General features: G+C 40.3%; 14 protein-coding genes. 5 read left to right on the forward strand and 9 right to left on the reverse strand.

The window, feature by feature from the left end:
* Positions 1 to 495: 495 nt before the first annotated feature.
* On the reverse strand, positions 496 to 2,937 hold the full coding sequence (locus tag ABM313_RS18910) for an ATP-binding protein (RefSeq protein ID WP_434684688.1): 2,442 nt from the start codon (positions 2,935 to 2,937) through the stop codon (positions 496 to 498).
* A 163-nt stretch (positions 2,938 to 3,100) separates the two neighbouring features.
* Here ABM313_RS18910 and ABM313_RS18915 point away from each other — a divergent pair, with 163 nt between their 5' ends.
* The 3 genes from ABM313_RS18915 (at position 3,101) to kaiC (ending at position 6,061) form a co-directional block, all read left to right on the forward strand.
* Positions 3,101 to 3,982: a circadian clock protein KaiA gene (locus tag ABM313_RS18915; protein ID WP_434684689.1), complete on the forward strand. Its 882-nt coding sequence runs from the start codon at positions 3,101 to 3,103 to the stop codon at positions 3,980 to 3,982.
* 218 nt (positions 3,983 to 4,200) lie between these two features.
* Positions 4,201 to 4,500: a circadian clock protein KaiB gene (gene kaiB, locus ABM313_RS18920; RefSeq protein ID WP_009626105.1), complete on the forward strand. Its 300-nt coding sequence runs from the start codon at positions 4,201 to 4,203 to the stop codon at positions 4,498 to 4,500.
* On the forward strand, positions 4,493 to 6,061 hold the full coding sequence (kaiC, locus tag ABM313_RS18925; RefSeq protein WP_434684690.1) for a circadian clock protein KaiC: 1,569 nt from the start codon (positions 4,493 to 4,495) through the stop codon (positions 6,059 to 6,061). The genes kaiB and kaiC overlap by 8 nt, the downstream gene beginning before the upstream one ends.
* 29 nt (positions 6,062 to 6,090) lie before the next feature.
* On the opposite strand, the gene ABM313_RS18930 is transcribed toward kaiC, so the two are convergent.
* Positions 6,091 to 6,582 carry a pentapeptide repeat-containing protein gene (locus tag ABM313_RS18930; protein WP_434684691.1) on the reverse strand — a complete coding sequence of 164 codons (492 nt, stop codon included), beginning with the start codon at positions 6,580 to 6,582 and terminating at the stop codon, positions 6,091 to 6,093.
* Positions 6,583 to 6,857: 275 nt separating this feature from the next.
* The gene (locus tag ABM313_RS18935) at positions 6,858 to 7,883 is read right to left on the reverse strand and encodes a phosphotransferase (RefSeq protein ID WP_434684692.1); all 1,026 of its coding nucleotides are present in this window, start codon (positions 7,881 to 7,883) and stop codon (positions 6,858 to 6,860) included.
* A 167-nt stretch (positions 7,884 to 8,050) separates the two neighbouring features.
* Between ABM313_RS18935 and trmB the strand changes: the two genes are divergently transcribed.
* A complete protein-coding gene (trmB, locus tag ABM313_RS18940) occupies positions 8,051 to 8,761 on the forward strand; it encodes a tRNA (guanosine(46)-N7)-methyltransferase TrmB (RefSeq protein WP_434684693.1) in 711 nt (236 codons plus the stop codon).
* Here the strand turns inward: trmB and ABM313_RS18945 are convergent.
* The 5 genes from ABM313_RS18945 to ABM313_RS18965 all read right to left on the reverse strand — a co-directional run bounded on the left by ABM313_RS18945 (position 8,747) and on the right by ABM313_RS18965 (position 11,994).
* Complete coding sequence (locus tag ABM313_RS18945; protein ID WP_434684694.1) at positions 8,747 to 9,127, reverse strand: HEPN domain-containing protein; 381 nt, start codon at positions 9,125 to 9,127, stop codon at positions 8,747 to 8,749. The two genes, trmB and ABM313_RS18945, sit on opposite strands and share 15 nt — an antisense overlap.
* Positions 9,124 to 9,444 (reverse strand): nucleotidyltransferase domain-containing protein, encoded by a 321-nt coding sequence (locus ABM313_RS18950; protein ID WP_434684695.1) that lies wholly within the window; start codon positions 9,442 to 9,444, stop codon positions 9,124 to 9,126. Before ABM313_RS18950 ends, ABM313_RS18945 begins: the two co-directional genes overlap by 4 nt.
* 154 nt (positions 9,445 to 9,598) lie before the next feature.
* The gene (locus ABM313_RS18955; protein WP_434684696.1) at positions 9,599 to 10,144 is read right to left on the reverse strand and encodes a hypothetical protein; all 546 of its coding nucleotides are present in this window, start codon (positions 10,142 to 10,144) and stop codon (positions 9,599 to 9,601) included.
* Between the two features lie 89 nt (positions 10,145 to 10,233).
* Positions 10,234 to 11,232: a tryptophan--tRNA ligase gene (gene trpS, locus ABM313_RS18960; protein ID WP_434684697.1), complete on the reverse strand. Its 999-nt coding sequence runs from the start codon at positions 11,230 to 11,232 to the stop codon at positions 10,234 to 10,236.
* Positions 11,233 to 11,346: 114 nt separating this feature from the next.
* The gene (locus tag ABM313_RS18965) at positions 11,347 to 11,994 is read right to left on the reverse strand and encodes a hypothetical protein (protein ID WP_434684698.1); all 648 of its coding nucleotides are present in this window, start codon (positions 11,992 to 11,994) and stop codon (positions 11,347 to 11,349) included.
* A gap of 454 nt (positions 11,995 to 12,448) precedes the next feature.
* Here ABM313_RS18965 and ABM313_RS18970 point away from each other — a divergent pair, with 454 nt between their 5' ends.
* Positions 12,449 to 12,820, forward strand: coding sequence for a ferredoxin-thioredoxin reductase catalytic domain-containing protein (locus ABM313_RS18970; RefSeq protein ID WP_434684699.1), 372 nt, complete (start codon positions 12,449 to 12,451; stop codon positions 12,818 to 12,820).
* A gap of 41 nt (positions 12,821 to 12,861) precedes the next feature.
* Here ABM313_RS18970 and ABM313_RS18975 read toward each other — a convergent pair whose 3' ends face one another.
* Positions 12,862 to 13,869, reverse strand: coding sequence for a late competence development ComFB family protein (locus ABM313_RS18975; protein WP_434684700.1), 1,008 nt, complete (start codon positions 13,867 to 13,869; stop codon positions 12,862 to 12,864).
* Positions 13,870 to 13,902: the final 33 nt, after the last annotated feature.

The raw sequence follows: 13,902 nt of genomic DNA on the forward strand, positions 1-13,902 counted from the left end.
AATTGTCATCTCTAGCAAGATGTAGCGCCTTTTACTTACCGATTTTGATGTTCTCTAAAAAAGTTGGCAATATACCTATTATGATTTGGGAGTGTTCAGCCTGAAGGGGTGAACACTCCCAAATCATTTAGGATTGCTATATTTGCTATGTCTATATATTTAAACAACTATTTTTAAACAATTATTCAACAAATTACCGAAAACTAAATAATACCTACTAAATCTAGCTTGATCGCTCTCCAAATATGTTCGGCGAAATGGCTCAAAATCTAGATATAGCAATGTAAGTTTCGCTTAAGCCACTATACGCAAATAAATGAAGGCGGCGCTAAGCGCCGCCTTCATTTATTTGCGTATAGTCACCTGCATCATGACAGAATCAAAACCCAAATAGTGTGAGGCGTTACTTCGCGCCAGCTCACACTATTTGGGTTTTATGCCCTAACAAAAATGGCGGTAGCTATATTTGTGAGAGTAAATCCACTATTTAAGAAATTAGTAAACATGATTGCTAGTTGCGGCATTCGCAAAAGAGTTCGGCACAACGTAACATACAGCATTTGTAATTGACTGATGCAAAGCCAATAAAACTTCAGCTCTAGTTGTGTCTAAATTGTCTAAATCTAAACTCAGGCAATCATGCAAACTCAGATTTGCAAATCGCTTTTGGAGCCAATTAATTTCGGCGATCGCAGACTTAGTAATGATCAATATTGGCAAGCTTGATAGCAGCTCTAACTGACTAATATCTTCTAAACACTCTAACAAAACCTGATTATCACCATTCAGCAGAAATAAATCTGGCTGCCAAATTTTGGATAACACATCTGCTTGAGACAAGTCTTCCGCTTCTAGTAAGCTATGACCAAGATCGTGGAGTAATTCAATTACCCCCTCTTCCAGATTTTGATTTAAGTATAAAAACTTGAGGGATTTTGGACTAGCTACATAGTTAGGGAGAAATACACTCAATTCAGCAGCTTTGATCGGCTTGAGCAATACTCCGTCAGCTTGATGCGAATTAATCGTGGGTTCATCAGCACGTTTTGTCATCACCACGCGAATATGTTGGGTCACCGAATCTCCCTTGAGCAGCGCTAAAACATCCCAACCCGATAACATCGGCACATCTGGACTTAATAGAATTAAACAAGGTTGCAAACGCCTTGCTTTTTCTAGAGCCTCAGTTCCCGATCGCGCAATTACTACTTGATAATTAAAATCCGCCAGAGTACTTCTCAGCCAGTCTAAAGCCTCCGTAGAAGTCTCTACCACCAATACTAAGCGACCATGACTGATATCTACCTGTCGCTCAAGTTGCTCAAACTGGACATGATCATGATTGAAGCTCGTCTCAGGTGGCAACAAAATTGTAAACTGACTGCCCACATCTACTTGTGAAACAAAGGTAATATCGCCACCATGCAAACGCGCTAGATGTCTAGTTAAGAGCAAGCTTGCACCAGTACCTTCAAAGCGTCGAGTGAGGACATTTTCAACCTGTTGAAATTTTTGGAATACTAAACTTTGTTTATCTTCAGGTATGCCAATTCCCTGATCCCAGACTGTAATAGCAAGCCAGCCTTCCCACCAGCGCACCGTCACTCCTATTTGCGGAGAAACAGATGGTAAATCATCAACTAATTCCGATGGCAAAAAACTAAATTTAAAAGCATTAGAAAGCAGATTAACAAGCATTTGCTGCAACCTAGTTTCATCAGCATAAATTGTCTGAATCGTTGGATCGATATCTAGATGAATATCCAGTTCCCAACCTTCCTCAAAGTTATAATTGCGAAAAATCGTGGAATCTTGTTGAACTAACTTCTTCGCTTGCTGAATGCTTTTTTGACAAATCTCTCTAACAGAAACAGTCTCAGCATATAGTTCTAGTTGCCCCGACTCAGCTTTAGCAAGGTCAAAAATATTGTCAATAATCGAAACTAGTTGCCGACCACTTTGATGAATCATCTTTACATAGCGGCTCTGACGTTCATTCAGTTCACCAAAGGTGTTGTTGCCCAATAAACTCGCTATCCCAATTACTGAGGTTAATGGCGTTTTTAATTCGTGATTAATACAGGTCAAAAATTCATCTTTGACCCGACTTAGCCCCGATAGCTCTTGGGCTAGATTTTTTTGGGCGGTAATATCGTAGGCGATCGCCAAATCTAGTCCTTGTAAACTCCCTTGCAAAGCCACACTAATCACTTGCCATGTAAAAGATGCACCATCAGTAGTGCAGAACTGGTGAGTTACTGGTAGCTTTGGCTCTAGTACTTGGGGACGATGATTAGCCTGACTATTTGTAGATGTAGTAGATATATTTGATATATTGCCACCAGTCTCAACTACTGGGTATGTCTCGGTCACAGCATTACTAGAGACACTTTCGTATAAACTATTGCGCCATGCAGCATTCATACCCACGATCACACCATTGCGATCGCTAACCATTACGGGCAGCGGCAACTGATAGATCAAGGGTAATAACAACGATGTGACTGACGGGCTTTGCTTTTTATCTTCTTGTACTAGCAATCTCAATAAGCTTGAGACCTCCAAGAGCGCAGCAAATCTGCCATTACTATCCACCAAAGCCCAAGTTTCTGCCGAATGCCGATATTGTGAGATTCTTTGCAGAAAATCGGCGATCGTCATGGTGATCAAAATCGAAGGCAAAGGCTCAAGATCGATATCTTCTAAAGCGATCGATGGTGCAGAAAATGTATAACCATCTACTTTAGATTGCCAATTTAGTAAACATCGCGCATTAAACACACCCTGTGGCAGATCATTTTGATCCAACACCACCACATTAGACCATCCTTTTTGAAGAAGGGCTAGTGCTTCAGCAGTATCAGTGGGTAGTCGACAAATTGCTACAATCGACTGTCCATATATCTCTAAAGACTGATTTAAGATGAGGGAGTCCATATGCTGAAACCCTTACGGATTATGTTTAATAATTGGTGTTTGTCACTAACAGCCTATAAATTTTTATATATAGTACAATCATCAATCTCACATGATTTCGCTATTTAAGTGCGAAAATAAAGCTTAAGATAAAATTCAAGTCATTATCAACCACCAATAGCCCGTGCCTGTTCTGTCCAATCTACAAGTATGCTGTTTGGTGGCTGAAGCTAATGTCAGCCAAACCAAATCTACTCTCGCAAAGTATTTGCCAGAGGATCGATACAATATTACGATTGTTTCCGAATTAGAAGCACTTGTAAGTTTATTAACAAAAACTCAAAATGCCCAAGATTGTCTAGTTATATTTAAAAATGAGATCCGCGATGTCGAGGTTGTTATCGATCATCTTGGTATGTTGAACATTTTCATACCCACCATACTAGTTCTAGAAGATCTTTATGAACAAAGCGACCCTCTCTATGAACAAAGCGAATCAAAGGACTTTTATCGCGCCAGTATCAGTATCAATTTTGATCAAATTCAAGATCTGCCCACAATTATTGATCAGGCGATCGATACTTTTATCAAGATCTCTCCACAAGTTAGACATCAAGTCTATGTCAATATGCCGCACAGTGCGGCTTCTGAATCCTTAAGTGTCCAACAACAGAGACTAGCTAGAAAGCTTAATGAAAGATTGGGGTATTTGGGGGTGTATTACAAACGCGATTCACGATTATTTCTCCGTAACCTATCACCTGAAGATAGGAAAGAGTATCTTGAGCGCTTAAAAAACATTTATCGGTCAATTATTCTGGAGTACTTTCTCGAAAAAAATGACGAGCTAAATCAAAAGATTGATGAATTCGTTAATCTTTCTTTTTTTGCAGATATTTCCGTATCACAGGTTCTAGAAATTCATATGGAACTGATGGACGAGTTCGCAAAACAGCTAAGACTAGAGGGTCGAAATGATGAAATTTTACTAGATTATCGAATTACGCTAATTGATATGATTGCCCATCTATGTGAGCTATATCGTCGATCTATTCCACGCTCTTAACAGGAACTTAAAAATATTTTTAGATCTCATTAAGCTTTTTTACATAAATATTCACAAGATTAAATCTGCTTGGTCTATTTTAAATCTTGAAACTCTGCCTATATTGTGCCTAAACTTTAGTTTGTGTCCCATCTATCGCTCATAGTAAATGCAAAGATTTATTTTCTAGAAGTTTAAGAGATACGTTATAAATAGCCGAAGCAACCCAAACTAATGAAATGATTCGTAAAACCTACGTCCTAAAACTCTATGTCGCAGGCAACACGCCAAATTCGGTGAGAGCACTGAAAATGCTCAACGATATCCTTGAGAAAGAGTTTCAAGGAGTTTATACATTGAAGGTCATTGATGTGCTTAAAAACCCACAACTAGCTGAAGAAGATAAGATACTCGCTACTCCTACCTTAGCGAAGGTTTTACCACCACCAGTTAGAAAAATTATTGGCGATCTGTCTGATCGAGAGAAAGTATTAATCGGACTAGATTTACTATATGAGGAATTAATTGGCAATGACTAGCCCATCAATCGATAAAAATAACGACAGCAACGATACAAAAAGACAAGAGCTAGGTGTCCAAAAGTTACGCACCATGATTGAAGGGTTGGATGATATCACTCATGGGGGGTTACCAAAAGGGCGATCGACTCTTGTTAGTGGTACATCTGGTACTGGCAAAACTTTATTAGCAATGCAGTTTCTTTATAACGGCATTACAGGGCTAGACGAGCATGGCGTATTTGTTACCTTTGAAGAGTCACCATCGGACATTATCAAAAATGCTCATAGTTTTAATTGGGATCTCCAAGAATTAATCGATCAAGGTAGATTATTTATCCTCGACGCTTCTCCTGATCCTGAAGGTCAAGAAGTAGTTGGCGATTTCGATTTATCAGCTCTAATTGAACGCATTCAATATGCAATTATCAAATACAAGGCAAAGCGAATCTCCATTGATTCAATGACTGCTATTTTTCAACAATACGACTCTCTTGGCTTAGTTCGCCGCGAAATCTTTCGGATTGTGGCGCGTCTTAAGTCTCTCGGGGTAACCACAGTCATGACCACTGAGCGCGAATTAGAATATGGACCTGTAGCAAGATTTGGGGTAGAAGAATTTGTTTCTGATAATGTCATTATTTTAAGAAATGTTCTTGATGGAGAACGTCGCCATCGTACTGCCGAAATTCTCAAACTGCGTGGCACAACCCACATGAAGGGTGAATTTCCATTTACCATGACCACAAAAGGAATCAACATCTTTCCTTTGGGTGCGATGCGACTTACCCAAAAATCTTCCAACACCAGAGTTTCGTCGGGTATTATCACTCTTGATGAAATGTGCGGCGGTGGCTATTTCAAAGATTCGATCATTCTTACCACTGGGGCGACTGGTACTGGCAAGACCCTAATGGTCAGCAAATTTATTGAAAACGGTTGCGAAAATGGTGAACGGGCGATTTTGTTTGCCTATGAAGAGTCTCGCCAACAGCTTACGCGCAATGCTTCATCTTGGGGAACTGATTTCGACAAATGGGAAAGTTCTGGTCTATTAAAAATTATTTGTGTTTACCCTGAGTCGTCTGGACTAGAAGATCACCTACAAGTGATTAAGTCAGAAATTGAGACGTTTAAGCCATCTCGTATTGCGATCGACTCCCTCTCAGCTTTAGCTAGAGGTGTCAGTAACAATACCTTCCGTCAATTTGTGATTGGCTTAACAGGCTATGTCAAGCAAGAAGAAATTACTGGCTTATTTACGAATACAACTGATCAATTCATGGGTTCGCATTCAATTACCGAGTCACATATTTCAACGATTACAGACACAATTATTCTGTTGCAATATGTAGAAATCCGTGGACAAATGTCGCGAGCAGTCAATGTGTTTAAGATGCGGGGATCGCGCCATGACAGCCGTATTCGTGAGTATGTCATTACTGATGAAGGCGCACAAATCAAGGATTCATTCCAAGGATTTGAGCGAATTTTAAGTGGTTCACCAACGAGGGTATCTGTTGATGAAAAGTCAGAACTATCACGGATCATTCGGGGTGTATCCGTCGAAACTTTAGAATAACAAAAGGAGCGCGACGCGCTCCTTTTTTTTTAGCAGCCTAGAGATTCGCGAGTATCAACTCCTGTTTTCGAGTTTGTGCCAGAGGCGTTAATACAAAGCTTCTTTAATTGCTGCACATCTAGCAGTGCGTTGGTGAAGTCAGCACCAGTGACATCCACATTGTCAAAGGTCGATCGCAACATATTGGTATCAGCTAAGATTGCGTCACTCAGATCGACATTCTTAAATCTAGTGACGTAAGCTATTCCTGAACTAAAATCACTCCCATGCAGATTTGCTCCATCTAATAAAACGCCGTTAAAAAGTGCGCCGCGTAAATCAGCATTAGTAAAATTCGCATTTTTTAAAGTCACACTCGTAAATTCTGCCCTAATTAGGTTTTTGCCAGAGAAATCCTCACCTTCAGCTTTGTTGAGAATTGATCCAGTCACACTGGAGGAGCTAGCGGCTTGTACTGGCAAAGGGCTTAAAAATAAAACAGTTGCTAGGATGACGCTGGTGATAAATCGCCAATATTTCATGATTTATTGAGAATAAGTTAGGATAGTTTGTCTTTTGTTAATAACTATTAAATCTTAATTATAGTCAGCCTTGTTAACTGTTCCTGCACAAAACCCCAAAGGCAACGCTTTGCGTCGTCTTTGGGGTTTGAGCGCAAAGCGCTGTAATTTGAGCTTTGCTTTAGCAATGTAAGTTTTAGGACATAAAACCAAAAAGATGAGTGGCGGCGCGAAGCGCCGCCACTCATCTTTTTGGTTTTGATTTTTCTAAGCTATCTCTTGCGTTGCTATATAAATTAAAAAGGCTTCCAGTCGGGCGATCGCAGCATCTTGAAATGTTCGAGACGATAGTGGAAGTAACTGTCATCTAGTTTGCTGTGATTATGCACAATCGCCGACTTGACACTGATTGCCCATGACCAGATCTGCGCAACTTGCATTAAGGGTTGCATACATTTCAACTCAATGTCCTCAAGGGGCTGGGCTGATTGATAACCATGTAAAAAAGCTTTGCGGACGCTCGGGCTGATACCTGCTTGCAAAGTGACTTGTAAAAATTTGGCAATATCAAACGATCGCCAGCCATAACCACATTGATCGAAATCAAACAGGGTAATATCATTGGTCTCCGTAAAATGTACATTCCCACTATGCGGATCACCCCAGCAGACACTCCAAATGGGAAATTCTTTGGGTAAATGATGGATTTGTTCTTTGATTTGGGCGATCGCATCATTCATATAGGATCTGGCAGAACCACGCAAAAACGGTGACAGATCTCGTAATGAGTCATCTAGTAAATATTCGATCGTCAAATGGGGACGATCAACATGACAGTGAAAATTTTGGGCTGTGCTGTGCAGTTTTGCTAAGGTTTCCCCTAATCTTTGAGCCTGTACTTTATTTAGATCCCCAACAGCAACTTGACCTGTAGCATAGGTAAATAATGAAGCATAGCGTTTCCCCTCAAGCGCAGGAATTTCGATCGCTAGCTGTCCATCATTAGTAGTTAGAGGATAAGCTACAGGAATATAATTTTTGTGCAAAAATGCTAATAATTCTAGTTCAAATTCGATTTCAGCTTTAGATCGCCAATGGGCATGGGAAACCCGCAATACATAACGGCTGTCTCCCGCTTCCACTAAATAGATATCACTCAGCCCCCGCATCCAAAATACACAACTAGTAATTTCACCCACAGCATAACGAGATAAGATGCGATCTACCAAGGCTTGTGGTGCAAGAGTGGAATAGGTAATGGGGAAAATATGATGGTCAGACATACTAGGGAAATGCTTTAGAGACCAATCCGCGACGGGCATAGCGATCGATAAGTTGGTGAATTTTTAGCGCTATTCCAGATATATCGCAGAGATGGGATCAAAAGTGTTTACCAAAAACCAAAAGTCGTTTTTTGTCGGTTGATTTAGCATGATTGAAGACATGGCGCAAAGCACCACATCTTCGATCTGAGGTATCCTTAAATACTATGCAAAACTCCTCAACTCCCCAACCCAAAACATCCCCAACCGAAATCATTGTCAATGTTAGCAATGAAAATGTTTCGCGACGGGCACGTGTGCGTGAACATGTTAATCCATTAGCTAAGAAATACAGCGTGGCGATCGCACCACCAGTCTGGACAGAAGTTTATGCCAATTGGTCAAAGCCGTTAAGTCTGGATATTGGCTCTGCGCGGGGACGTTATATTTTGCAAATGGCACAACTTAAGCCCGATTGGAATTTTTTGGGTTTAGAAATTCGGGAGCCACTAGTCAATCGCTGTAATGAAGTGCGCGACGAACTAGACTTAAAAAATCTGCATTACATTTTTTGCAATGCCAATGTGTCGCTAGCAGGACTATTAACTAAAGGCTCATTGCATGAGGTCACGATTCAATTTCCCGATCCTTGGTTCAAGCGTCGCCAACAAAAACGCCGAGCTGTTCAACCTGAGCTAGTTGCAACTTTAGCGGAGTTACTTGTATCTAATGCTGATGTGTTTTTGCAGTCTGATGTGTTGGAGGTAGCCGAGGATATGCGCCAACATTTCGATGCAAATGATAATTTTATTAATCTTGCGGGGGCTGGGAATTTTGCCGATGATTCGATTTTTCCTGAGCATATTCCCACTGAGCGGGAAAGTTCAGTAATTTCGCAAGGTTTACCCGTTTATCGCGCTTATTTAAAGCGTAGGTAAGTACTGATTTGCTAAATCCAGAAATAACTTTGCTCTTTCTATTTGTTCGGTTGCTTCAAGTTCGCTAGTGTTGAGACTAGCATCATAATCTGATCTGATTCGTGATTGTTCTGCTTCAATCAAATAGCGATGAAACTGAGGAGAAACTCGGTTTGTTCTGGCAAAGTATTCGCCAAATTTACCAATCACTGCTGAATGTTTAGAAAAAGATAAACCCTCACTAATTAAAAATGCTTCTGCGATATAAAACATAGCGTAATAAGCACGAGATACCGAGAAATCATATAGACCTTCATCAGCTAATAATTGAGCAGCTTTGATGCTGTTTTTAGATTTAGTAATTAACTGTTGCTGCTCAGTTGTCATAGAGCTATGCCCTCACTCTTTATATTTCGCAAAAGGGATGTGCTTTGTTCGGTAAATTGTTGGGCAGAGACAAATATATTACTGATAAGAATACTATTTTCTAAACACAATTGAGCAATAAACTCTCCTGTGCGCTTGATTTCCGTCCACGAATCAACATCATCTTTTAGCACAACTAAAACATCAATATCAGAGTCTAAATCAGCGTCACCTCTAGCTTGAGAACCAAATAAAATTAAGCTATGCAATCTTTCTGCGTAAATTTCCTGCATATATAAATTTAGCTTTTGTAAGATTTCTAATAATTGCTGATTCATTATAAAAATATTTGTAGTTATACTTAATTAAATTGAAATCCACTGCAAATTTCAGAATAGACAACGCCAAGATTTATTAAAAAAAGATGACAGGAATCACATCTTCAAATTAGTTATTGCCTTTGTGTGAACAGATAATCTCTAGCAACTTTTTTCAATAATTCGGACGTTCCCACCTAGTTAAACAGAACCCAGTTAACAAGATATAAATCGCCACACCAATAATGATAGAATCTAAATTTAAGCGATAAAATCCCATTATGAAAATCGATGACAAACCAATTGTTGAAGCTAACACCCATCGGATTTTCTGTTCAAAACTCTGATAAATGCACAAGCATTGCATACAGCCGATTGGAAGAGTAGCAGAAATCATATTAACAACAATATTGCTAGTAATATAAAAAAAATGCCAACCCATAATTGCCCCTCCAACAGATGCTGGTATCCACCATCCTACTCGAGCAAAAAGTTTTCTTAGCATTAACCACTGAGCAAACGGAATAATTGAGACTACGATGAAATAAGCAATAAAAATAGTGGAAGCAATAAATGAAGAAAGATCAGGACGACCCAAAAGTATCAAGCTTATTCCATACATACTGCCTATTCCTAATGGCACAAGTATTATTAGCAAGACAAATGCAAATAAATTAGCTCGTATCCATAATATTAATATATTTCGTTTAGAATTTGACATTATTTTGGTGGGTAAATAAGTTTTTTGATGGTTTCTAAACGCTATATTTAGACTTGATTTACAATGCTTGCCAATGTGTTTTGGCAAACTTACAATGGCGGTAGATAACCCATTGCCTCTTTGACAGCATTTAGGGTTTTAAAAGCGGTTTCAGAGGCTTTTTCGCGACCTTCTTTTAATACGCGATCAAGATATCCTGACTCTTTGACTACTTCATCATACTTAGTTTGAATTGGATCGAGATGCGCGATCGCTGCATCAGTTAACACAGTCTTAAAATCACCCCAACCGCGCCATGTTGCCGCCTCAGCTTGTACCTGTTCCTTAGTTTTATTCGCAAAAATTGCGTATAGCCCAAGGAGATTATTTGCTTCAGGGCGATCGCTATCATCAAAAGCTAACTCGCGCACTGCATCGGTTTTACACTTTTTGATTTTCTTGGCAATCTCATCAGGCTTATCTAGGATATGAATCCGACTCATTTCCGAAGGATCAGACTTCGACATTTTCTTGGTGCCATCGGTGAGGCTCATCACCCGCGCCCCTTCTTTGCGAATTAGAGGATTCGGCACTTTCAAAACTGGCGCAAACTGATCGTTAAATCTTCCTGCAATATCTCGCGTCAATTCTAAATGCTGCTTCTGATCCTCGCCGACAGGAACTAGATCCGCTTGATATAACAAAATATCCGCCGCCATTAGCACAGGATAGTCCAGCAGCCCCACGCCCACATTTTCTCCTTGCTTGATCGCCTTCTCTTTAAATTGGATCATCCGCTCCAACCAGTTAAGCGGCGTGATGCAATTGAGTAGCCATGTGAGTTCAGCATGTGCCGAAACATGGGATTGCACAAAAATCGTAGAAATACTTGGATCAATGCCACATGCGATATATAGCGCCGCAATGTCACGAGTATTGCTAGCTAAGGTTTTGGGATCGTGAGGGACAGTAATCGCGTGCAGATCGACAACACAAAAGAAGTTTTCGTAATCAGCCTGAGTCTCTACCCAGTTGCGAATTGCCCCCAAATAATTGCCAATGTGCAGATTGCCAGTCGGTTGTACGCCAGATAGAACTCTTTTTTGCATGGGATTTTTCAGATCATACAGAGAACGCTTTGCGCTCTATATATTTTTAAATTACAAGTTTAAATTACAGCTTGATAATGTATAACACCATAGAATGCACGCTTCGCGCACATTCTATGTATTGGGGTTACAGGTTGATAATGTATTTACAGGAACAGGCGAGGGAAAAACGATCGCTCGACAAAAAGGCAAGCTAACTTTCCCCAAATCCTGCTCAAAAGCTTTTGGTATTGTACCAATTAGCGTTTCGACTATACTTTTACGCGGATCAGATGGCGCGACTTGGTAGAGAACACTCAGTACATCATCAGGAAACCAAGCTCGCACAAGGGTTAATAGTTCTGATGCAGTTAATGGGCGATCGCGATTATCAGGAGTTAATCTAATCCCCACCAAGCGATCATGCTCAAAATAAATATTTGCCGTAAAGCCTCTGACATAAACCAGCTTGCGATCAGGCAAGGCATACAAGCCTTCGCCCCCTGGTTGCAACTTATGAACAGTATATTCATCACGATGAATCGTCGCGATCGCTGCCCAATTATTATCCTGAGCATATTTAAGAAACTGCGTCTCTAACATGCCTATATGTAAAGTATCAGGCTGTAATGGTGGACGCGCTCTTGTTTGAAGACTGGGCAAAGTTCTTACATTGCCTATCTTTTCATTTGCATTAACCGCAGCAGTATAGGCGATCGCACTGAAAAATGTTGTCGCGATCGCCATACCAATACATACATAAGAGTTAACTCTTCTCGCCATACACTTACCTATACGGCATTACTGACAAGGCTTTAATTTTGCTGCTTCTACCTTAGCAAAAATTCTTGTTTATTGTGACTAAAAACGCCAAAATGAATTATATAGCAACGCACGAGATAGCTAGGACAGATCAAAACCAAAAAGATGAGTGGCGGCGCTTCGCGCCGCCACTCATCTTTTTGGTTTTATGTCCTAAGCAAAACTTACATTGCTATAGCAGTCCTGTATCATTTGTGGATTTTTTTTGTTTGTGGAAGGACACCCCGAAGGGGTGTCCTTCCACAAACCATTTAGGATTGCTATATAGCTATAGCCAATCAAGTCAGGGGCTTAAAACCCAAGAGAGAGTTACGACGCTTCACGCCATAACTCTCTCTTGGGTTTTAGTTCAGGCTGTGTAGCGGTTTCATGCTATAGGTAGTAACTAATAGTTTCTTGGCAATTTTGTTAGCTTATGTCCCTTAAACCAGAGTCAGAGTCAGATCGTGGGAAAAATAAAGCTTCCTCTAAAAGTTTTGAGGCAATGCGAAAGTTTTCCGAAAAATACGCAAAAAATACAGGCACATTTTTTTGTGTTGATCCTAGTGTTACTAATGCCGTTATTGAAGGCTTAGCTAAACACAAAGAAGAGTTAGGATCTCCCCTCTGTCCCTGTCGCTACTATGAAGACAAGGAAGCAGAAGTCAAAGATACCTACTGGAACTGTCCTTGCGTACCGATGCGTGAGCGAAAAGAGTGCCACTGTATGTTGTTTTTGACTGAAGACAATCCCTTTGTTGGCACAAAACAAGAACTAGAAGTAGTTGAAATTGTCTACGATGCCTAAACAATATGCTTAAACAATAAAGGTGGTGCAAAGCACCACCTTTATTGTTTAAGTGCATTATGCGGCGATCGCTCCCAACAAACTTTGCCAGATTTCGCAAGCTCCAGAGATTTTGAGACGACTTCACGGAGATTTTGCCATTTTACTGGTCGCTCAAGCAGTAACTTGCTAACTTTAGCCAGAGATTGTTCTCTCTCATGACGAATTTTAGAGAACATCAAGGGATCGATTTTTTGATAACTAGCATTACGAACTTCTAACATCGACTCATGCACCATAATCGCAACTTCTGAACCAATATTCATTTGAGCGTAATGTCGCAAATGAGCAAGCCCTTTTGCAGAGGTAGCGTACAGTGGTGGCAACCGATTTAAAGTTTTTGCCAACACATCTTCGAGACGGATGAAACGCAGATCAGATTTGGGAAAACTTTGCGCTCGGTTTTGCGCCATTCTAATGATCAGTCGCTCCAGAGAATGAATGAGATATCTAGATTCGAGGAGATAAATTTCATATTCTTTTTGCTTAGATTCATGGGCAACACTATATTTTGGCGTAGACTTCCCTAGATACATTTGAGAGTTAACTGAGCTTCTGCCTAAAGCTCCGTATTTACTAATACGCGGCGATAAGTTGCCAGAATTAAATTTAGCGATCGCACTTTCTAGATTTTCTTCTAAAGCCTTGGGCAAATCACACCACATCAGACTTTTCCAACCGAGGTTATCTTGAGCTTCTAACAAAGCATAGGGCGCATTAGCTAACTCTATATCTTCTAGTGGTTGAGGCTCTCGTAATGGATCGCGACGCACCCCTAACAATGCTTGACGAGTTACCTTAGTAATATCAGATTGGAGCGCCATGCATTCTTGTCTCTTTAGCTGCAACCCGACATCTGTAGAGGCAAACATTGGTGGTAACCGATTTAATGCGTAGGCAATGACCTCATCAATATTATATTTATGCCTAATCCCACTACCTAAACCCTGAATTTGGGAATTGGCTTCTCTATAAACAAATTCAAGTAGGACGTTGCGACAAGATTCCATGGGATTGACTGAATATTTATATATCAGTGCGTT

It is taken from the genome of Pseudanabaena minima str. Chao 2107 (assembly GCF_051131155.1).
GTDB classification, from domain to species: Bacteria; Cyanobacteriota; Cyanobacteriia; order Pseudanabaenales; family Pseudanabaenaceae; genus Pseudanabaena; species Pseudanabaena minima.

Excerpts from the sequence above, each read along its gene's own strand:
- ABM313_RS18950 (WP_434684695.1), bottom strand. The coding sequence starts at position 9,444 with ATGAATCAGCAATTATTAGAAATCTTACAAAAGCTAAATTTATATATG.
- ABM313_RS18930 (WP_434684691.1), bottom strand. The coding sequence starts at position 6,582 with ATGAAATATTGGCGATTTATCACCAGCGTCATCCTAGCAACTGTTTTA.
- ABM313_RS18955 (WP_434684696.1), bottom strand. The coding sequence starts at position 10,144 with ATGTCAAATTCTAAACGAAATATATTAATATTATGGATACGAGCTAAT.
- ABM313_RS18910 (WP_434684688.1), bottom strand. The coding sequence starts at position 2,937 with ATGGACTCCCTCATCTTAAATCAGTCTTTAGAGATATATGGACAGTCG.
- ABM313_RS18945 (WP_434684694.1), bottom strand. The coding sequence starts at position 9,127 with ATGACAACTGAGCAGCAACAGTTAATTACTAAATCTAAAAACAGCATC.
- kaiB (WP_009626105.1), top strand. The coding sequence starts at position 4,201 with ATGATTCGTAAAACCTACGTCCTAAAACTCTATGTCGCAGGCAACACG.
- ABM313_RS18975 (WP_434684700.1), bottom strand. The coding sequence starts at position 13,869 with ATGGAATCTTGTCGCAACGTCCTACTTGAATTTGTTTATAGAGAAGCC.
- trpS (WP_434684697.1), bottom strand. The coding sequence starts at position 11,232 with ATGCAAAAAAGAGTTCTATCTGGCGTACAACCGACTGGCAATCTGCAC.
- ABM313_RS18935 (WP_434684692.1), bottom strand. The coding sequence starts at position 7,883 with ATGCCCGTCGCGGATTGGTCTCTAAAGCATTTCCCTAGTATGTCTGAC.
- kaiC (WP_434684690.1), top strand. The coding sequence starts at position 4,493 with ATGACTAGCCCATCAATCGATAAAAATAACGACAGCAACGATACAAAA.
- ABM313_RS18965 (WP_434684698.1), bottom strand. The coding sequence starts at position 11,994 with ATGGCGAGAAGAGTTAACTCTTATGTATGTATTGGTATGGCGATCGCG.
- ABM313_RS18970 (WP_434684699.1), top strand. The coding sequence starts at position 12,449 with ATGTCCCTTAAACCAGAGTCAGAGTCAGATCGTGGGAAAAATAAAGCT.
- trmB (WP_434684693.1), top strand. The coding sequence starts at position 8,051 with ATGCAAAACTCCTCAACTCCCCAACCCAAAACATCCCCAACCGAAATC.